The 19,254-nt window shown below is 68.6% G+C and carries 15 protein-coding genes; 5 read left to right on the top strand and 10 right to left on the bottom strand.

Going from position 1 to position 19,254, the window contains the following annotated elements; genetic code table 11:
* Window positions 1-63: 63 nt before the first annotated feature.
* The 3 genes from ACIHA7_RS25055 to ACIHA7_RS25045 are packed head-to-tail and all read right to left on the bottom strand — an operon-like array spanning window position 64 to window position 6,592.
* Window positions 64-1,779: a fatty acyl-AMP ligase gene (locus ACIHA7_RS25055; protein ID WP_397293399.1), complete on the bottom strand. Its 1,716-nt coding sequence runs from the start codon at window positions 1,777-1,779 to the stop codon at window positions 64-66.
* The gene (locus ACIHA7_RS25050; RefSeq protein ID WP_397293398.1) at window positions 1,776-6,356 is read right to left on the bottom strand and encodes an SDR family NAD(P)-dependent oxidoreductase; all 4,581 of its coding nucleotides are present in this window, start codon (window positions 6,354-6,356) and stop codon (window positions 1,776-1,778) included. The genes ACIHA7_RS25055 and ACIHA7_RS25050 overlap by 4 nt, the downstream gene beginning before the upstream one ends.
* Entirely contained in the window at window positions 6,353-6,592 is a 240-nt protein-coding gene (locus ACIHA7_RS25045; protein ID WP_397293397.1) for an acyl carrier protein, read from the bottom strand. The genes ACIHA7_RS25050 and ACIHA7_RS25045 overlap by 4 nt, the downstream gene beginning before the upstream one ends.
* 155 nt (window positions 6,593-6,747) lie before the next feature.
* Between ACIHA7_RS25045 and ACIHA7_RS25040 the strand changes: the two genes are divergently transcribed.
* On the top strand, window positions 6,748-7,707 hold the full coding sequence (locus ACIHA7_RS25040; protein ID WP_397293396.1) for an MBL fold metallo-hydrolase: 960 nt from the start codon (window positions 6,748-6,750) through the stop codon (window positions 7,705-7,707).
* Window positions 7,708-7,775: 68 nt separating this feature from the next.
* Here the strand turns inward: ACIHA7_RS25040 and ACIHA7_RS25035 are convergent, their stop codons facing one another.
* From ACIHA7_RS25035 to fadD5, 3 genes are all read right to left on the bottom strand, one after another.
* A complete protein-coding gene (locus tag ACIHA7_RS25035) occupies window positions 7,776-8,180 on the bottom strand; it encodes a hypothetical protein (protein ID WP_397293395.1) in 405 nt (134 codons plus the stop codon).
* 114 nt (window positions 8,181-8,294) lie between these two features.
* Window positions 8,295-8,900 carry a cysteine hydrolase gene (locus tag ACIHA7_RS25030; protein ID WP_397293394.1) on the bottom strand — a complete coding sequence of 202 codons (606 nt, stop codon included), beginning with the start codon at window positions 8,898-8,900 and terminating at the stop codon, window positions 8,295-8,297.
* Window positions 8,901-8,927: 27 nt separating this feature from the next.
* Window positions 8,928-10,499: a fatty-acid--CoA ligase FadD5 gene (gene fadD5, locus ACIHA7_RS25025; protein ID WP_397293393.1), complete on the bottom strand. Its 1,572-nt coding sequence runs from the start codon at window positions 10,497-10,499 to the stop codon at window positions 8,928-8,930.
* A gap of 341 nt (window positions 10,500-10,840) precedes the next feature.
* Between fadD5 and ACIHA7_RS25020 the strand changes: the two genes are divergently transcribed.
* A complete protein-coding gene (locus ACIHA7_RS25020) occupies window positions 10,841-11,812 on the top strand; it encodes an NAD(P)H-dependent flavin oxidoreductase (protein ID WP_397293392.1) in 972 nt (323 codons plus the stop codon).
* An 8-nt stretch (window positions 11,813-11,820) separates the two neighbouring features.
* On the opposite strand, the gene ACIHA7_RS25015 is transcribed toward ACIHA7_RS25020, so the two are convergent.
* Window positions 11,821-12,405 (bottom strand): TetR/AcrR family transcriptional regulator, encoded by a 585-nt coding sequence (locus ACIHA7_RS25015; RefSeq protein ID WP_397293391.1) that lies wholly within the window; start codon window positions 12,403-12,405, stop codon window positions 11,821-11,823.
* A gap of 109 nt (window positions 12,406-12,514) precedes the next feature.
* On the opposite strand from ACIHA7_RS25015, the gene ACIHA7_RS25010 reads away from it, so the two are divergent.
* Entirely contained in the window at window positions 12,515-13,222 is a 708-nt protein-coding gene (locus tag ACIHA7_RS25010) for a class I SAM-dependent methyltransferase (protein ID WP_397293390.1), read from the top strand.
* On the opposite strand, the gene ACIHA7_RS25005 is transcribed toward ACIHA7_RS25010, so the two are convergent.
* Window positions 13,219-15,591 (bottom strand): lysylphosphatidylglycerol synthase domain-containing protein, encoded by a 2,373-nt coding sequence (locus tag ACIHA7_RS25005; RefSeq protein WP_397293389.1) that lies wholly within the window; start codon window positions 15,589-15,591, stop codon window positions 13,219-13,221. The genes ACIHA7_RS25010 and ACIHA7_RS25005 overlap by 4 nt on opposite strands.
* Window positions 15,592-15,862: 271 nt before the next feature.
* Between ACIHA7_RS25005 and ACIHA7_RS25000 the strand changes: the two genes are divergently transcribed.
* Together ACIHA7_RS25000 and ACIHA7_RS24995 are read left to right on the top strand one after the other, a co-directional pair.
* A complete protein-coding gene (locus ACIHA7_RS25000) occupies window positions 15,863-16,762 on the top strand; it encodes a polysaccharide deacetylase family protein (RefSeq protein WP_397293388.1) in 900 nt (299 codons plus the stop codon).
* Window positions 16,763-16,839: 77 nt separating this feature from the next.
* The gene (locus tag ACIHA7_RS24995; RefSeq protein ID WP_397293387.1) at window positions 16,840-17,685 is read left to right on the top strand and encodes an SDR family NAD(P)-dependent oxidoreductase; all 846 of its coding nucleotides are present in this window, start codon (window positions 16,840-16,842) and stop codon (window positions 17,683-17,685) included.
* Window positions 17,686-17,688: 3 nt separating this feature from the next.
* Here ACIHA7_RS24995 and ACIHA7_RS24990 read toward each other — a convergent pair whose 3' ends face one another.
* Together ACIHA7_RS24990 and ACIHA7_RS24985 are read right to left on the bottom strand one after the other, a co-directional pair.
* Window positions 17,689-18,459 carry an SDR family NAD(P)-dependent oxidoreductase gene (locus tag ACIHA7_RS24990; protein ID WP_397293386.1) on the bottom strand — a complete coding sequence of 257 codons (771 nt, stop codon included), beginning with the start codon at window positions 18,457-18,459 and terminating at the stop codon, window positions 17,689-17,691.
* Complete coding sequence (locus ACIHA7_RS24985; protein WP_397293385.1) at window positions 18,446-19,237, bottom strand: 2OG-Fe(II) oxygenase family protein; 792 nt, start codon at window positions 19,235-19,237, stop codon at window positions 18,446-18,448. The genes ACIHA7_RS24990 and ACIHA7_RS24985 overlap by 14 nt, the downstream gene beginning before the upstream one ends.
* Window positions 19,238-19,254: the final 17 nt, after the last annotated feature.

Below are 19,254 nucleotides of genomic sequence, written 5' to 3'. Positions count from 1 at the left end.
TAGGCCACATCCTCGCGGTCGACCGGCCGGATCGCCGGGATCTCTCCGGCGTTTCGGCCGCGCTCAGATCATCGCCACCGGCTCGAGCTGACCGGCGATATAGCGGGCCCTGCACTCACCGCGGCGCAGCTTCCCACTGGTCGTCTTGGGTATGCTTCCCGGCTCGACCAGCATCACGGCTCCGGGGATCACCTCGTGCGCGGCCGAGACCTCCGCGCGGATCCGGCGGGCCAGCGCCGAGAGTTCGGCGGGATCGATGGCCTCGACGGAGGCGAGTTCGGCGACGATCACCAGATCCTCGCGGCGCCCGTCGTCGTGCCCGAACGCCGTCACATGGCCGGGCCGGATCGCGGCGGCGCAGTTCTCGACCGTCGCCTCGATATCGACCGGAAAGTGATTGCGGCCGTCGACCACGATGACATCCTTGCGACGACCCGCGATATAGAGCTGACCGTCGAACCAGAAGCCGAGGTCCCCGGTGCGCAGCCAGCGGGCGTCGCTGCCGCGCAGGGTGGCATGGAAGGTCTCGGCGGTGGCGTCGGGTCTGCCGTGGTAGCCATCGCACACATTGGCCCCCGCGACCCAGATCTCGCCGACCCGGCCCGCGGGCAGCTCGACGCAGGACACCGGGTGCACGATGCGCACGTCCTGACCGATCGGGGCGCCGCAGCCGACCAGCGGCGCACCGCCGCGCGGTGGCGGCTCGGCGGCATGCGGCACCGCCCGGCCCTCGGCGAGCGCACCGCGGTCGAAATGCTGGGCCACCGGCGGCTCTCGCCAGTCGCCGACGGTCACGGTCAGTGTCGCCTCGGCCAGGCCGAAGCCGGGCGTGTGGGCCTGCGGCCGGAAGCCGTACTCGGCGAACGTCGCGGTGAACTCGGCGAGGGCCTCGGCCCGGATGGGTTCGGAGCCGTTGAGCAGCATGTCGAGGCAGGACAGGTCCAGCCCGGCCCGCTCCTGTGGGGTCGTCGCCGAAACCGCGAGGGCCAAGCCGAAATTCGGCACACCCGTGATCCCAGCACGGTAGTCGCTGACGGCGCGCAGCCACCGGATCGGGCGCTTCACGAACTCCGAGGGGGACATCGTCACACCGAGCACGCCACAATAGAGCGGCAGCGCCATGCCGAGGATGAGACCCATGTCATGGAAGAACGGCAGCCAGGTGAGGATGGGTTTGTCCGGCGAGGGTTCCAGCGCCTGACAGAGTTGTTCCAGTGCCGTCGTCATGTTCGCGTGGGTGACCCGCACGCCGGCGGGCGACTGGGTGGAGCCCGAGGTGTATTGCAGGTAGGCCAGTTCGGTGCGGATCGGATCGATGACGGGTTCGGCCGAATCCGCCGATGCCGCATTGACGTCCGACGGGAGTTCGAGCACCTGGCCGAGCATGGGCCCGAGCACGGCGGAACTGGTCGAGTCGCCATGGGAGAGCAGCGCGAGCGTGGGCCGCGCATCGGCGAGTACCGCGAGCAGCCGCTCCTTGTTGCGGGTACCGGCCGCTGGAAACAGTGGCACCGCAATGCGATTGCTGTACAGGCAGGCGAGAAACGCGACGGCATAGTCGAGTCCGTGGGCGCAGAGAATGGCAACCCGGTCGCCGGGCGCGCTACCGTCTCGGATGCGTTCGGCGAGTTCGCCCGCGGCGGCGTGCAAGCGGGCGTAGGTCACGCTGACGGGCAGCCGCTCGTGTATCCGATAGCGCAGCTCGGTGCAGGCCACCGTGTCCGGTCGGCATGCGGCCCACTCGGACATCCGTGCGGCGAGGCTGTTGCAGGCGGTCATAGGGCCTCGCCGAGTTGTGGCTCGACCAGCCGGCCGAGGGCGTCGGGTGGGTGGAGTTCGGCTGTGTTCTCGGACGAAGCCGCCAGGGGAGCAAGCAGATTCGACAACCGCAGCGCCGCAGGCGAGGTGTCGGCGGACGGGGTGTAGTCGACGGCCAACAGGTATCCCCCGGCGAACCGTAGTGCCTCGGACAGCAGCGCGGTCGCGCCGCGGGGATCGAGGGCACCCACGCCCGCCTGCCGCGGCGGTACCGCCGAATCGGTCGCCCACGCACCCCAGCCGATGCTGAGCACGCCCCGCCCGGGATGCGCCCGCGCGAGGGAATCCATCGCGGCGTTGGCAGCGGCTTCGGCCGCCCGGCCCGGTGCGCCGAGTGCGCCGGTGGCCGTGGAGAACAGCACGATGAAATCGGTCGGGTCGGCCGCGGTGAGTTCGATCAGATTGCCTGCCGCGGTCAGCTTGGGCGAAAATACCGCGGCCAGCTGTCCCGGGGTGGTCGCATCGAAGGGCGCCTCGGCCGCTGTGCCTGCCGCATGCACGACACCACGGATGATCGAGCCGCACTCGCGAATATCGTTGAGCGCGTTGGCCAGGTCGCGGCGATCTGCGGCATCACAGCGGACGATGACGATCCGGTCCTCCAGTCCGTCCAGCAGTGCGGGTACCGGACGAGGCGCGCGGGTGAGCACCACCACGTCGCGTGCCCCGGCGTCGAGCAGCCAGCGCACCGCGACCGCGCCGACCGCACCAAGACCGCCGGTGACCACGTAGGTGCCGGTGGCGTCGACGGTGGCGATCGGGGTAGGGCGGAGCCGCGCGGGGGTGAAGCGCCGGACAGCGAAAGTGCCTGCCCGGAGCAGCAATTCGTCGGGGAACTCGGTCGAGTGGATCGGTCCCTTGGTTACGAATCGAGCCAGCGGCGCGACGTTGCGGGGGTCCGCATCGGTCCAGATCAGGCGCGCCGGAAGGTCGGATTCGAGTTGCAAAGAGCGAACCAGGCCGGCGATAGCCTGCGGCGCAGCCAAGGCATCGGGATCAGAGGTCCGAAGCCCGGACGATGCGGTTTGTTCGGCGGGTGCGGGCAGCACGACCGTCAGGGAGGCGGTGCCCTCGTCGGTATGCACACGCTGCAGCAGATCGAGGACCCGGCAGGTGGTCGCGGCGGCATTCCGGCCGGGGCCGATGGGGTCGGACAGCGTTTCCGTCGAGGCTGTTTCGGCAGGCCAGACGAGAATGACCGCGGTATGTGCGCTACCGGTGCGCGGCATCGGCAAGGCGGTGATCAGAGGCCCTGAGGCATCGGGTTCGCGTGCCACCCGCTCGGTCGGCAGGGTGGCAGCGAGCGCGTCGGACAATCGGATGGCGAGAACCGAATCGCCGATTACCAAGGCACGCAGGGCAATCGGCTCATCGGAGCCGGAGCTCGCCAGGACGAAGAGCTCGGGTTCGCGCGACTCCCACGTCTCCTCGCGCAAGGGTGACCGCCGCTCGGTACCTCGCAAGAGCGTGGAAGTGATTGCCGGAGTGCCGGATTCCGCGAACCGGATACGCACGCCGGACATTGCCAGACACGGCACACCGTGCTGGTCGGTGCCGATCACGTCACCGCTGAACGCGGTGTCGGTGCGCTCGCGGAGCAACGCGTGCGCCTCGAGCACCGCTCGATTCGATTCGGCCGACAGCCACACGGAGTCGATCTCGATCGTCGGCGGACCAGCCGCCGTGGGCATCTCGTCGAGGACGATCGCGCCGAGCACCTGCAGGCAGCCACTCAGCGTTGCGGCACTGCGCGTTTCGGCGGCGTCGAACACGCCGATCGCCCGGTCGGAGCCCGTCACAATGCCGCGCAGCACGTGCAAGCGCGGCCCGTACGCCACGCGCAGTGCGTCGTAGCCGGCGGCAGGTGCGATGGCCCGCATGCGGTGCCGCCCAGCCCGGTTGGCATCCACCACTCGCATCCATGCGACGATATCCGCGGGTGTGGGGTCGCCGCCGGGCCGCGCCGATGCCAGCGCTGCGGCCGCCGTGACCTCCGCCCGTACACTTCCGTCGCCCTGCCTGCGATAACGGACCGTGGGCAGTGCCGCGGGATCGAGCCGCTCGTGCACCACGAAGTCGGTGAGCATGGTCGCCGCGGCGGAGCCGGTGCGGGACAGCCGCAGCAGCCCGAGCAGCCAGCAGGTCGCGGGCACGGTCGGCACGCCGTCGATCACGTGGTCGGCGAAGTCATCAGGGGCGCAGGCGGTTTCGGCAGCCGCCGGTGTGTTCGCAGGCAGGGGGAGCCTGCGTTTGCGCCACACCCGTCGCGGGGTGGTACGGAACGTGCCCTGCGCGGACCAGTCGACCGGTCGTCCCTCGAGATGGAGTCGAGCCAAGCAGGCCAGGAAGGCACCGGCCTCGTCGTCGCGACTCGCTACCGGGTGGGCGGCGTCGCGGAATTCGGGGTACTCCCGGATGGTGGTGAGCAGCCAGGGGTCCGGGGTGATCTCCAGCACCGTCGAGAGCCCTGCTGCGGCTGCCCGTTCCAGGGCGGCGGCGAAATGTACTGTCCCCGCGGCATTCTCGGACCAATACTTACCGTCGGTCGCTGCTGTCGTGATCAATTCGCCGCGGCGGGTGGTGGAGTACAGGGGAGTGTGCGGTGCCGTCGGTGCCAAGTCGGCCAGCGATTCGATGAACGCCGCGGGCACGGTGGCGAGGCGCGGGTACGCGGCGGACTCGTCGGTGATCCGCAGCGCGGGCATGTCGCGGCGCTTGGCCCGCCGCACCAGCGTATCGATGTAGCGCGGCGTGCCGGAGACGACCACCGACCGCGGGCCGTTGATCGCCGCGACGGCGACCTGCGCGCGCATCGGCTCCACCAGTTTCACCACCTCGTGCGACGGCGCCAGCAGCAGGGCTGTCGCGTCACCGCCCACGGATGCGGACAGGATCGCGCCGCGCCGCAGCACGACCCGAGCCGCGTCGGACAGCGACAGTGCGCCGCCGACCACGGCCGCGGCGACCTCGCCGAGACCGTGCCCCACCACCGCGTCCGGCCGGATACCCCACGACGCCAGCAATTCCGCCATCGCCAGCTGGAACGCGAAAATCGCGGGATGGGCGAATGTCGCGGCGCGGGAGCCGTTTCCATTGCTCGCTGAACCGATGGCGAAGCCGTGCCGTGGCGTCCAGACCCGCGGCCCACCCGCCCGCACAATCGCGTCGACGACCCTGGTCACCGCGGCCGCGAACACGTTGTGCCGGGCGGCGAGGGCCCGACCCATGGCGAGATGCTGTACGCCTGGGCCGGTGAACAAGAACAACAGGCCACCCGGCCGTCGGGTCGCCGACGCGCCGATCACCGCTGCGCTCGGATCGTCGCCCGCCAGCGCGCGCAGGCGCTGCACCGCGTCGCCACGGTCCCGCGCCAGTACGCACGCCCGCATCTGCTCCGGCAGCAATCTCGAGGCAGCGGACGCGAATTCGCGCAACGGCTCGGCGTTCGATTCGAGTCGGTCGGCGAACCGCAGCGCCTGGGCGCGCAGTTCGTCGGCGTCGCGTCCGGTGACGGGGATCAATACCGGAGGTTCGTCGCCGCGGACCGCCTGCGGTGTCTCGATGCGGCGCAGTACCTGGCGCCTTGTGCCGACGGCGAATGCGCCTACGGTCCACAAGCGTTCATCGGTCCGGTCGGCAGACGTGGACACCTGTGGACTTCGCACACCGACCGTAGCCGCGCCTGCTCCGTCGTGAATGGACAGTGCCGCCTCGATCAGCCCGATCAGGCCCACGCCGGGCGTCAGGTACACGCCATCGCCGGGCGTCAGATACACGCCATCGGCGGCTGTCGCGCCGTTGCGGGTCGGTACGGCAGGCAAAAGACTCTGTACGACAACGGTGTCGTCTGACGCGCCGGTCGCCGCGACGAGCTCCGCGTATGCCCGATTACCTTCGCGCACCGCATCGTCGGTGCGCTGCATGATCACCACGGCACAGGCGGCAAGGCGTGCCTGGCCGTCCACGGGCTCGGCAACGCGGTCCGGCGCCCGGAATCCGCTCTCCGCCAGCTCGTTCGATGCGGCCAGCGGCAGCTCGACTCCGCCCACGATGGCGAACGGCACCGCCTCGTCGACGAGCAACCGAACCGCCAAGTCGACGGCCACCAACGACGAACCCGCGCTGTCCACCACCAGGCTCGGTCCGTGCAGATCCAGCACAGCGGACAGCCGAGTGGCGACGCCGCTGAGCGCGGGGCCGGTGCCTGCGTGCGGTGCGTCGAATCCGTCCCGGCCGAGCACCGCGGTGTGGTCGTAGCCGAAGAGCACCGCCGCCCCCGAGGCCCTGGTGCGATATCCGATGCCGGCGTCATCGATGGCCTCGACCGCGACCTCCATGGCCGTGCGCTGCCGCGGATCCATCATCGCCGCCGCCTGGTCGGGGATGGTGAACCATTCGCTGTCGAACCATTCGGCGTCGTCCGGATAGCCCCCGTCCGGACCGGTGGCGTCGGGCCCCAGCAGTCGCCGGAGTTCGCCGCCCTCGGCTCCCGGCGCGCGGCACCCGATCCCGATGATGGATACGCCGGACCCCGTCATCGCATCGCGAGATACTCGACCAGCCGGTCTATGTCGGGGTAGTCGTACATCGCGGCGAGCGAAACCTCCACCCCCATCGCGTCCTCGAGGCGTGCCGTCAATCGCGCCAATTGGGTGGAGTTCAAGCCGAGATCGGAGAACGGCGCGTCGGTGCAGACGGCGGTCGCGTCGACGCCGAGCAGCTCCGCCACGGCCGTGACCGCCGTGGTGGTGAGCGCCGCACGACTGCGTACCATCGAGCTCCGATCCATCCCGAGACGTACTTACCCCCGCAACGGCGGCTCGTCTCGACCGCCCAGGTACCCCCCGCGATTATGCCGAGATATCGGACCGTGGAGAAGAGTCTCTTGTGCGGCATGCGCCGCGCGGACCCATCACCTACCGTGGCGAGGTGAGCGAAAACTCCGCACGCCTGGCCGATGGCCGCCCCGGAACCCTCCGCACGCTGGCCCGCTGCTGCGCCGCGCTGGCCGCGACACCCGGTCGGCTGCTCCGCCCTCGGCAGCCCGACGCGGCGTTTCTGGCAAGCCTGGCGGACACGCCAGCCCCCAAGGCCACCGCGACGGTCCGGCTGACCGCGCTGCCGCAGGCGAAGATGGCCGCGCCCACCATCATCGTCGCCGAGGGGGTGCGCAGCCTGCGCGAGTTGCCGATGTCGATGGGCGCCTTCCTGATCGAGCATCCGCAGGCCAGGTTCCTGGTCGACCCTGCCATCTGCTCCGACGTGCACGAGCGCGTCCTGCCCGGTCACCCTTTCCCGGTGGGCAAGCTGGTGTCGCCCGACAAGCCGGTCCTCGGACTGAGCAACGCGCTCGCCGCCCGCGATCTCGCACCCACCGACATCGACTTCACCCTCGCCACCCATCTGCACTGGGACCATGTCGCGGGCCTGCTCGAACTGCCGGACTCGCTCGAACTCCGGGTCCCCGCGGTGGAATACGACTGGGCGATGCACGGCGCCGAGGCCCCGATCGGCGTCATCCGCGAACCCCTGCGCGGCCAAGCCATCGCCCCGGTGGAGTTGGACGGCCCACCGGTCCTCACCTTCCCCCGCAGCCAGGACGTATTCGGCGACGGCGCCGTCATTCTCGTCGACCTGGCCGGGCACACCCCCGGCAGCATCGGCGTGCTGCTGGCGGTCGAGGACGGCACCCGTGTCCTGCTCGCCGGCGACGCCGTCTGGAACACCCTGCAGATCAAACTGATCCGCGAGAAAGCCCCCATGCCGGGCAACCTCTTCGACGCGGACCGCGACGCCGCCTTCCGCACCATCCAACGCCTGCACGCGCTTCCGCCCGACATCCAGGTCATCGCCAGCCACGACTACGACGCCGTCCTGGCCCGGGCCTGACGCGCGCCGGTGCGGACTCGTCGGCGGTGCCGCCGGAACCTGACTCGGGTCCGGCGGTGGTGCCGGCATCAGTTGGCGCGCAGGGCGATGACGAGACCGTCCTTCGCGCAGCTGGACGGGGTGGTGGGGTCGGGCTGAGCGCCGCATACCCAACCGTCGACGGTTTGCGTGTCGGTGTTGCTGATCGTTGTCACGTATTTCGTTGCCACGGTGATCGCTTCGGTGCAGCCGACGCGGCCCGCCGTGCCGCCGACCGCGATGACGGTGCGGGTGCCGCCGCCCGCATCGGTGACGGGGCCGCAGTCGACGTCCTCGACGATGTCGGCGGTAGGCGTGGTCGCGGCCGCCGACGGGGTGGCGATAGTCGAGGTCGCGTGGGCGGAATGGTCTTGTTCGTCGGTGCCGCAGCCGGTCGAGCAGGCTGCTACCGCGAGGGCGGTCGCGGCGAAGACCGCGAGGTGAGTGGGTTTCACCGAGCTGGCTCCTGATCTGGTGGGCGGAGCGGCCGAAGCGGCGATGGTCCAGCAGCATTCGACCGTAGCTGTCATGTTGCCGGAACATTCAAGCACGGTGCTGCGCCATACCGATCAGTGGCGGCTGGTCAGATCCAGTGCCTGTGCCGCGAGCAGTGAACCCGCGGTGACGAGTTCCAGGTTGGCCAGCGAGGCCTCGTGTGCTGCCACGTCGACAGCGGCCGTGCAGTCGGCCAGCACGTGCACGGTGAAGCCCAGATCGGTGGCGTGCCTTGCGGTTTGCTCCACCGTCAAGTTGGTCGCGACACCGGTGATGAACAGGGTATCGATGCCCCGATCGGCGAGCCACTCCGGCAGGGTGCTGCCCGCCAGACCGGACAACTTCTGGTTGTCGAAGACCTCGGTCGCCTGCGCCGCCATCTCCGGAATGAGCCTGCTGCCCGGCGAATCCGGCCGGAACTCGGTTTGCGCCGCGCCTACCGAGCGCATGAATCCGGTATTGCGCACCAGTTCTCCCTCGCCCACCGGAATGGTGAACCGGGTGAAGACCAGCGGAATCTTGCGCGCGGCGGCGGCGTCGTGAAACTCCACCGCACGCGCGACGACCCCGCTGGCCGCCACCGGCGCCGCGAGCATCGGCCCGAAAAAGCCATCGGGCTCGATGACATTCACCTGCCAGTGCAGGGCGAGTACGGCCGCGCGGATACGAGGGTTCGCCATCCCACGACCATACTCAGTCGCCCAGTGTCAGGATGAATAATCTTTGCGCAGTTGAACTTTCACGACCTTGCCGCTGGCATTGCGCGGCAGTTCCTGCACCAGTACCAGGTCCTTGGGGTGCTTGTAGCGGGCCAGGTTCTCATTGAGGAACGCGGTCAGCTCGTCGAGGGTGAGTTCGTCCTCCGCGTTGTTGAGCGCGACGACGGCGACCGGCACCTCGCCCCACTTCTCGTGCGCCCGGCCGATCACCGCGGCCTCGCGGATCTTGGGGTGGGCGAAGAGCACGTTCTCCACCTCGGCGCAGTAGATGTTCTCGCCGCCGGAGATGATCATGTCCTTCTTGCGGTCCACCACCCAGATGAACCCCTCCTCGTCCTGGCTGACCAGGTCGCCGGAGTGGAACCAGCCGCCCGCGAACGCCTCCGCCGTCGCCTCGGGCTTGTTCCAGTAGCCCTGCATGAGCGTCGGTCCGCGATAGACGATTTCACCGACCTCGCCGGGCGCGACGTCGTTCATCTCGTCGTCGACGATCCTGGCCTGGATGGTCGGGATGGGCTTGCCGACCGAGCCGAGCTTGCGCAGCGCGTCCTTGCCCTCCAGCACGCAGGTGATCGGTGACATCTCGGTCTGGCCGAAGACCGCCACGTTGAACGCGTTCGGAAAGCACTCGGCCATCGCTTTCAGCACCGTGTCCGAGGCGGGTGCGGCACCCCAGCTGAGCGCGGTGAGCGCCAGTTTCCGCTCCTTCACCGTCGGCTCGGCGCAGATGGCCTGCCACTGCGCGGGCACGCAGAACGCGCTCGTCGCCTGCTCCTGCTCGATCGCGTCGAGAAATTCGGTGGGGTCGAACGCGCCGAGCGGATGCAGCACGGTCTTCGCGCCGAGCAGGAAACATGGTGCGAGGCTGCCGAGTCCGGCGATGTGGAACAGCGGCGAGGTGCAGAAGTTGATGGAGCTCTGCTCGGTCGCGAGGGCCCGAATGACCGTCAGCGCTTGGGCATTCATGTTCGCGTAGGACAGGATCGCGCCCTTGGGGCTGCCGGTGGTCCCCGAGGTGTACATGATCAGCGACGGGGTGTCTTCGGGAATGTCGAGCGGGGTGTGCGGCGTACCGCCCTCGGCGAGCACATCATCGAAGCCGAACACGCCGTCCGCGGTCGACCCGCCGATCACGAAACACGTCTCCAGCGTGGCGGATTGCGCCTGCACGGCGGTGGCCAGCGGTTGCAGCACGGTGTCGGTGACGATCGCCTTCGCGCCGCTGTCGCTGACGATGTAGGCGACCTCGGGCGGGGTGAGCCGAAAGTTGACCGGAACCGCGATGGCGCCGATTGCGTTGATGCCGAACACGGCCTCGATGTACTCGGGGTAGTTCAGCGCGAGGATCAGCACCCGATCGCCGAAGCCGACACCGCGGCGGGCGAGCGCGTCGGCGAACTTCTGCGAACGCTCGTGCAACTGCCGCCAGGTGGTGTCCGCGCCTCGGAAGCGCAGCGCGACCGCGTCGGGCCGCATCTGCGCGTGCCCGGCGACCTGGTTGTTCCAGTGGTTGCGCCGCGACCTGAGCGGCTCGTCGAGCGCCTGCGCACCGGTGGTCATGCCACGAACTCCTCTCGGACCGTCACCTGCGTCCGCCGGGGTGGCCGACAACTGTGACGGGCTGAACTGCGAGCAGAATAACAAGTAACTTAGCGCAGCGGCAAGAGATCAAGTAATGAATCGCCGTTAATTCGGCCGATGTGAGGTTCGATCCAGAAAACGGCGGTTCAACTGGCAGTTTCCCTGAACTTCCGCCCGTCTGAGCCGATCGTCAAAGGCTCAAGTCTGGCGTACAGATGCGAACGCTGGCTCACTTATGGGTTGAACCCGAGCGGATCCTCGTGTCACCATTCAGGTCTTCGGGCGAACTGGCACGCCCGCGCGAGGCAGAGGAGAGCGCAATGCTGCGGACCAGGTTCACCGAGACCTTCGGCGTCGAACACCCGATCGTGCAGGGCGGCATGATGTGGGTCGGCCGCGCCGAGCTCGTCGCGGCCGTCGCGAACGCGGGCGGGCTCGGCTTCATCACCGCACTCACCCAGCCGACACCGGCGGATCTGCGCCGCGAGATCGCCCGCACCAGGGAGCTGACCGACAAGCCGTTCGGCGTGAACGTCACCATCCTGCCGTCGATCAACCCGCCGCCCTACGCCGAGTACGTGCAGGCGATCATCGACAGCGGCGTCAAGATCGTCGAGACCGCGGGCAGCAACCCGGAACCGTTCCTGCCGTACTACAAGGACGCGGGCATCAAGGTGCTGCACAAGTGCACCAGCGTGCGGCACGCGCTGAAGGCGCAGCGGATCGGCGTCGACGGTGTCAGTATCGACGGTTTCGAATGCGCGGGCCACCCCGGCGAGGACGACGTGCCCGGCCTGATCCTGATCCCGGCCGCCGCTCGGGTGCTCGACATTCCGATGATCGCGTCCGGCGGTTTCGCCGACGCCAGCGGCCTGGTCGCCGCGCTCGCCCTCGGTGCGGACGGCGTCAACATGGGCACCCGCTTCCTGTGCACGCAGGAGTCCGCGGTGCACCAGAAGGTCAAGGAGCAGATCGTCGCGCACACCGAACGCGACACCCAGCTGATCTTCCGCACCATGCACAACACCGCCCGGGTCGCCGACAACGAGATCAGCCGCAAGGTCGTCGAGATCGAGAAGGCGGGCGGCACTTTCGACGACGTGCGCGACCTGGTCGCCGGCGCGCGGGGCCGCCGCGTCTTCGAGGAGGGCGACCTCGACGCGGGCATCTGGAGCGCCGGTCAGGTGCAGGGCCTCATCCACGACATCCCGACCTGCGCGGAGCTCATCAGCCGCATGGTCAGCGAGGCCGAGGCGCTGATCACCGCCCGGCTCGCCGACGTGGTCGTCTGAACCTCTGCTCAGCCTGATCGGACCCGGCCGGACAGGCCGGGTCCGATCAGTTGTACGAGGCGCCGGTACGCCTCGGTGGGCGAGAGTGGCGGGTCGGCGTCGGCGATCGCGCCGAGCACCCCGACCACGCCCCAGGACAGGAACGTCACGGTCGCGGCGAACTCGTCCTCGTCCATGTCGAGCTGCTCGGCGAGGCGTTCGGCGAGGATCTCGGCGACCATCTCCCGCGTCGTCCGCAGCAGCAGCGCGCCACTCTTGCGGCCGAGCAGTGCTTGGTACACCTCAGGATTCGCCGCGGCCAGCTGAAACAGCGTGTGCACCGGTGCCAGCGGCGTCGCGGCCTCCGCAGCCGCGTCGGCGCCGGGCGCGGTCACCGCGGCCCGCAGGTAGTCGGTGCTGCTCAGCAGCAGCAGGTCGTCCTTGTCGCGGAAGTGCGCGTAGAACGTGGACCGTCCGACATCGGCCCGGTGCAAGATGTCGCGCACCGAGATTCGGTCGTAACCGCGCTCCAGCATGAGTTCGATCAACGCCCGATGCAGCAGGCTTTTGGTCCGCCGTACGCGGCGATCCGTGCTGCCCGTCAGTCTTTTCACTTCCGACGACAATGTGCCTCCCGTACAAATGTCGCGAATCCGTCCCGAATGGGACGTTTCCGTGGTTTTGCCTCTGGTCGAAGTGGCGGCCCCTCCCGACCATGAACACATGACCAAAAACGCACCCCAGTCTTCCATTCGACAGGGCCACCATGACACCGAAACCGGTGTTCTGCTTACCGAGCCGCGGCGTTACCGCATATTCAAGGCTCTATTTCTACTCGGTCGCGGTAACCGCCTCAACGCCAGGCTGGTCGTACTCAGCGGTGCGGCTCCCGGCGATGCGGTCGCCGATATCGGTTGCGGGCCAGGTGATCTCGTCCGCGCGCTGGCCGCGCGAATCGGCCGCGACGGCAGTGTCGTCGGCATCGATCCGGCTGTGGAAATGATCGAGTTCGCGAACCGGCATTCCCGTGCGGTGCCGAATTGCCGATTCGAACTCGGTGCCGCACAGACGTTGCCGCTGCCGGACGCTTCCTGCGACGTGGTCACCTCGACCTTCGCCATGCACCATATCCCGGAGGCGCACCGCGCGGCGGCCGTCGCGCACATGTTCCGGATACTGCGGCCCGGCGGCACGCTGCTGCTGGCCGATACCCATCCGACCGGGCGGGTATTGCCTGCGGTGGTCCGGGTTATGGCGCGCGCCGCCGCGCGCCGCACGCATGACGAGATCGGATCCGATCACCACTCGGATCCGTTGGCGGCGGTGGATATTCGCCGCTATCGAGACCTGCTGACTACGGCCGGATTCGCCACCGTGACCTTCCACGCGGTCCGGCCCGCGACGGGAGTTCTGCTGGCCACCAAGGCCTAGATCATGTCCTTCGACGCCAGCCAGCGCATGGTGAACCAGCCGCACAGCACCGGCAGCCAGCAGGTGAGCACGCGGTAGAGCAGCACCGAGGGCACCGCGATGTCCAGCGGCACGTTGAAGGCGCCGAGACCACCGATCAGGGCCGCCTCGACGGCGCCGACGCCGCCGGGTGTCGGCGCCGCCGAGGCCAGCGTGCCGCCGATCATGGTGACGATGGTGACGGTGATGAAGGTGGTGCCGCCGCCGAAGGCTTCCACGCTGGCCCACAGCGCACCGGCCATGCCGAGGGTGATCGCGGCGCAGCCGAGAATGATCACCGAGAAACGCTTGGGATCGCGCGCCAGTTCGGCGAGCTCGCCGAGCACCTCCTGCAATTGCGGGCGCACCGAATTATTCAGCCAGCGGCGCAATTTCGGCACGAACATGAAGGTACCGATGATGCCGACGCCGACACCGGCGATCAGATACAGCACCGTGGCATCGGGGACGAAGTGCGAAAGATCCGCGGAGGTGCCCGCCGCGACGCTGAACACGGCGAGCAGGCACAGGTGCGTGATCACCTGGACCGCCTGCTGCAGCGCCACCGCCGCGGTGGCGCGCACGGTGCCGACGCCGCCCTTCTGCAGGAACCGGACGCTGAGGGCGAGGCCACCGACCCTGGCCGGGGTGGTCGTCGCGGCGAAGGTGTTGGCGATCTGCATGATCACCAGGTTCTTCAGGCTCACCGCGCCGGACGCGCAGGCCCACAGTGCCGCCGCCGCACCGACATAGGTGAGACTGGAGACGGCGAGCCCGAGCAGCGCCCACCACCAGTTGGCCGTCTTGAGCTGGGTGAAGAACGTCGGCACCGCGCTGATGAACGGGTAGGCGACATAGACGAGCCCGATAAGCAGCACCAGCTGGATGATCTGGTTGCGGGTGAACCGGGTGATCTGTTCGGCCTCGATCTTGTCCTGGCCGGTCTGCTTGCGCACCTCCTCGCGCGCGGCGGCCAGCGCGTCCTTCCAGCCGGGCACCGACTTGCGCAGCCCGGCGGGCATGGCGGACTTGGCGAGTCGGCTCGCCGCGGCGATGACCGGCTCCTTGCCCAGCGACTCGATGGCCGCGCCGACCGCAGGTTCCTTGCCGAAGATCGCGGTGGTGGACACCAGCAGCTGGGCGATGTCGGACTGTTGCTGCTTGTCCGAGGCGCCGTACTCGGCGTTGGCGAAACCGCCGAACAGCGTGGTGCCGTTGTCGATTCGGATCTCGGTCGGGCGCAGGTCGCCGTGCGAGATCTGGCCCTGGTGCAGGGCGCCGAGCGATTTCCAGACCCCGGCCAGCTGTTCGACGGACGCTTCGCTGATCCGGGTGCCCTTGGGCATGGTGTGCGCGTGCAGCATCCAGCCGCGGTCCAGCGCCGCGACGGCGACCGGTGTGCTGCTCGCCAGGCCGAGGTCGCCGACGGCGATGGTCATCAGCGCGCGATGCTCGACGGCGCGGTGCATGGAGCCGTGCATCGCCGCGGTTTCGCTGTTGCGGAAGGTGAGCCAGCGCCAGAGCTGGCGCAGCGCGCCGAAGCTGCGCTGGTTCTTGCCGTACATCTCGACGACGAGTCCGCGTTCGGGCCCGTCGATGGCGGCGGCCAGCACCAGCGGGCCGCGGCCTGCCGGATGCACCACGGTGAATCTGGTGACCGTGTGCCCGCGTTTGGCCAGCACCCGCACCGCGGCGTCGAGCGGCACCTCGAGCGCGGGTGTGCCGACGACGAGCACGATGACCGCGCCGACCAGCCAGCCGACGGCCAGGCCGAACATCGCCCGCGCGGGCACCACGGTGCTGACCACCAGGTGGATCGGTGCGAACGCCAGCAGCAGGAACCACAGATACCGCCGTGGGCGGTTGGGCAGCCACGGGCTGGACACCGTGAGCACGGCCGCAAGCATCGCGATCCAGCGCGGATCGTCCAGGAACTGCGACAGGAAGGTGTCGAGTCGATCCGGCACCTGCAGATGCCATTTCGGCGCCGAGAGGCCCGTTCCGGTGATCGAGAGCAGCAGCCCGGCGGTGAGCCCCGCCGCCGCGTAGCCCGCGAGCAGTTTCCACTGCCTGCCGATGATCAATTCGATCAGGATGGCGAACGGCAGCGCCAGAATCGCCATGCCGTAGACGAGATACACCAGATTGGATTGGTCCGGGTTCAAGAATCCGACGATATTGGAGACGGAACGTTCCAGCGCAAGCCATTCCGGCCGGGTGATCACCGAGGCCGCGATGACGATCGCCACCCACGTCGCCGCGAGGACCACGCGAATGATGTCGCTCGTTCGCCGCATCAGCGGTTGTAGGAGGTTGCCCGTTACCGGGATTTCCCGCCCGTCGACTCGCATGAGCTCCTCCGCCTCTCCGCGTCTCTTGCCGGTCGTTCGGTGCGCTCAACGTACCGTCGCGGCCCGGCTGTGCACGGCATGCTGAGTTCTGGGCTTACCCGGCGAGTTACCCGTGTAGCGACGAAATCAGTTCTTAGGTCCGCCGGGGAGAATACACACCGCCGCGGCGCGACTGCCCGGCCCGAATCGCCGCCGATCCGTCGGCCTGTGCCGTATCTCACGCCGCGGGAGGATTGAACCTGACATCAGTGTCAGATTCAAGAATCGACGCATGGACAACGAGCTCTACGACTACAGCCCGATCACCGACCGCGCCCCGATCCACTGGCCCGACGGCGCTCGCGTCGCCTTCTACGTCGGCCTCAACGTCGAGCACTATCAGGTGGATCGGCCCTCCACGAGCATCTTCCCCGGTACCGCCGCCCTGGCCCCCGACCCGCTGAACTACGGCTGGCGCGACTACGGCCCGCGAGTGGGCATCTGGCGGTTGACCGAGATCCTGGACCGGCACCGCATCCGCGCCAGCGTGCTGCTCAATTCCGATGTGGTCGAGCACAACCCGCAGATCATCACGGCGGGCTTGGCCAGGGACTGGGCCTGGCTGGCGCATGGGAAGAACAACTCGATCTTCCAGGCCGATATGACGCTCGAGGAGGAGCGCGACTATCTCACCGAGGTGGTCGAGACGATCGAGCGGGCGACCGGGCGCAGGCCGCGCGGCTGGATGGGCCCGGCGCTCACCGAGACCTTTCACACCCCGGCGCTGCTGTCCGAGCTCGGCCTGAGTTACGTGCTCGACTGGACCAACGACGATCAGCCCTATCGGCTGAATGTGCCGGGGATGCTCAGCGTTCCGTACACGGTCGAGCTGAACGACAACACCCTGTTCCTCGGCAAGGGGACCAGCGGCCCCGACTTCGTGCAGATCGTGCGGGACCAACTCGATCAGCTCTACGCGGAGTCGGCCGACAGCGGCCGGGTCATGGCGCTCGCGCTGCACCCCTTCGTCATCGGGCAGGCGTTCCGGGCCAAGTATCTGGATCAGGCACTGGAGTATGTGGTGAACCATCCCGGCGTGTGGTCGACCACCACCGACGACATCGCCGCGCACTTCGCGGGCGCGTCACCCCTTGCCGAATCCGCGCAGGCCGAAGACGATCAGGTCAGTTAGGCGTACCCGCGGCCGGACCGGGCCGGGGATCGACTACGTCCGGCTGCTCGCGTTTGGCCGATGTTCAGGAGGCAGGAATGGCTGTGCAGGACCAGGATCTGACGGGTAAGACGGTGGTGGTGACCGGTGCGAGCTCCGGCATCGGCGCGGAGGCTGCGGCGACACTGGCCGCGCGCGGCGCCACCGTCGCGGTGGTCGGCCGGTCACCGGAGCGGACGGCCGAGGTGGCGGCGAAGGCGGGGGCCGAACCCTTCCTCGCCGACTTCGCCCGGTTCGACGAGGTGCGCAAACTCGCCGACCAGTTGCTCGACCGCTATCCACGCATCGACGTGCTGGCCAACAACGCGGGCGGTTCCTGGCCGAAGCGCACCGCCACCGACGACGGCAACGAACTGACCTTCCAGGTCAATCACCTGTCCCCGTTCCTGCTGACCAGCCTGCTACTGGACCGGCTCGTGCAGTCGCAGGCGCGGGTGATCAACACCGCGAGCATGACCTACCGGATGGCCAAGCTGAACCTCGACACCGTCAACGCGACCACCGGGTCGTTCAACCAGATGGGCGCCTACGCCGCGTCGAAGCTGGCGAACATCGTGTTCACCCGCGAGTTGGCGCGCCGGACCGCGGGCACCGGCCTGGTCACCGCGGCGTTCCATCCCGGCGCGGTGGCCACCCACGTGTACGACAACGCCCCGCTCGGCCTCGGCCTGCTCATCCGGTCCCCGCTGGCCAAGCCGTTCTTCATTCAGCCGAAGAAGGGGTCGGAACCGTTGGTGCACTTGGCAACCACCGCCGACGACATCAACGGGCACTACTTCCACCGATTCAAGCTGGAGCCGCCGAGCAACAAGCAGGCGGTCGATCACGCGCTGGCACAGCAGCTGTGGGAGATGTCCGAGCGGGTCACCGGCGCGTCCCGGTAGTGGCTACTGTTCGGCCGCGGCGAGCTGGGCGGGCGCACCGTCCGGCCCGCTCGGCTCCGCGCCGACGCCGAACACCCCGCCGGTGAAGCTGCCGCCGTCGAGTTCGACGATCGCCTGCGCGACCTGTTCGGTGGGTACCAGCGCGGGAAAAGTGGTCGGCGCGATGGCATTGGCGCGCACCCCGAACTCCGCGAACTCGTCGGCGATATTCCGGGTCAGCTGATTGAGCGCCGCTTTCGACGCGGAGTACAGCGTCTGCCCCGGATACACCTCCGAGCCGGAGATGCTGGAGACGTTGACGATGTTGCGGTTCGCCGCGCGATTCTCGGCGCCGGCGTGCAGCCAGCTGCGCTGGGCCAGCCGCGCCGCGAACCGCAGCGGCACAGCGACATTCAAGGTGAAATGCGGATCGAACTGCTCGAGTGAGGCGTCACCGTCGACGATGCCGCGCGGCTGCAGCTGGACGTGCGCGGCATTGTTGACCAGCAGGTCCACCTTGCCGTACCGGGCTAGTGCGAGATCGACCACCCGCTCCACCTCGCCGGGCACGGTGAGATCGGCGCGGACCACGAAGACTCGCGAGTTGTTCTCCGGCACCGGCTTTTCCGGCTCGAGCGGGTCGACGAACGACTCCAGCTGCGAGGGCACCGCGGGTGTGCGGCTGCGGCAGACCGCGACGATGTCGTACTCGGTGTAATAGGAGCGGCAGAACACGTTGCCGAGCGTGCCGCCGGCACCCGTGATCAGGCAGACCCGGCGTTCACCAGTAGACAATCTTGTCCCCTCCCCAGCGGGCCACCGCGTCGTCCTTGGTCCGGTGCACCCACATCACCACGCTGTTGCGATCCTTGATGTTGCCACCGGCGAAGGTATGCCAGGTGCGCGGTGTGACTTCGAACAGGATCAGCGAATTGTCCAGTGGCGGAACCAGTGTCAGCTCCGGCAGCTTCTCGCCTTCGGAAAGGTTGTTGTAGAGCGCGGTTTCGCCGCCGTCGCCCGGCTGCCAGCCAGGGTTGCCGAAGTAGAACAGCACGGCCACCGCGCGGATCGACTCGCGGGCCGGCACGCCGGCTTCGCGCTTGCCGGACTTGGTGTCCACCGACTCGGACGGCAGCCGCACCTCGTCGGGGGCGGGTGCTTCGCCGGGGAACCACGCGGGATTGAGATCATTGTGCGGCCACCCGTACGGAGCGCCCGGCGCGTGATGATGCACCGACCCCTCGACGTCGCCGGTCGCGGTGACGCCGACGATCCCCGCGACCAGGTCGTGCCAGTCGCGGGAGGCGAACACATCGAACGCGGTGCCGCGCAGATTGGCCAGGCTGATGCCGTCGGCGCTGTAATTCGCCGCCACCTGCCGGAACAGGTCCGGGCTTTCCCGGCGCACCTCGGCAATGTCCTCGCTCATCCGCGCGAAATACTCCGGCACGAACACGTCGCGGGCGTACACATGCGGGAACGGCTCGCTGCGCCGGATCCAGCGCCGATGGGCGAACAGATCCGCGAACCGCTTCGGGCGCGCCTGCGCCTCCACCACCGACTCGGTTGTCACATCACTCACTCCCTCCC

The organism is Nocardia sp. NPDC052316, from assembly GCF_044547795.1.
Lineage (GTDB): Bacteria > Actinomycetota > Actinomycetes > Mycobacteriales > Mycobacteriaceae > Nocardia.
The sequence above is the reverse complement of the archived record's forward strand: the minus strand, read 5'-3'. Positions and strand labels throughout refer to the sequence as shown.

Bases quoted from the DNA above. Each gene is read 5' to 3' on its own strand.
- ACIHA7_RS24995 (WP_397293387.1), top strand. From the start codon at position 16,840: ATGGCTGTGCAGGACCAGGATCTGACGGGTAAGACGGTGGTGGTGACC.
- fadD5 (WP_397293393.1), bottom strand. From the start codon at position 10,499: ATGACCACCGGTGCGCAGGCGCTCGACGAGCCGCTCAGGTCGCGGCGC.
- ACIHA7_RS25030 (WP_397293394.1), bottom strand. From the start codon at position 8,900: ATGGCGAACCCTCGTATCCGCGCGGCCGTACTCGCCCTGCACTGGCAG.
- ACIHA7_RS25000 (WP_397293388.1), top strand. From the start codon at position 15,863: ATGGACAACGAGCTCTACGACTACAGCCCGATCACCGACCGCGCCCCG.
- ACIHA7_RS25045 (WP_397293397.1), bottom strand. From the start codon at position 6,592: ATGGTACGCAGTCGTGCGGCGCTCACCACCACGGCGGTCACGGCCGTG.
- ACIHA7_RS25050 (WP_397293398.1), bottom strand. From the start codon at position 6,356: ATGACGGGGTCCGGCGTATCCATCATCGGGATCGGGTGCCGCGCGCCG.
- ACIHA7_RS25020 (WP_397293392.1), top strand. From the start codon at position 10,841: ATGCTGCGGACCAGGTTCACCGAGACCTTCGGCGTCGAACACCCGATC.
- ACIHA7_RS25010 (WP_397293390.1), top strand. From the start codon at position 12,515: ATGACCAAAAACGCACCCCAGTCTTCCATTCGACAGGGCCACCATGAC.
- ACIHA7_RS25055 (WP_397293399.1), bottom strand. From the start codon at position 1,779: ATGACCGCCTGCAACAGCCTCGCCGCACGGATGTCCGAGTGGGCCGCA.
- ACIHA7_RS25005 (WP_397293389.1), bottom strand. From the start codon at position 15,591: ATGCGAGTCGACGGGCGGGAAATCCCGGTAACGGGCAACCTCCTACAA.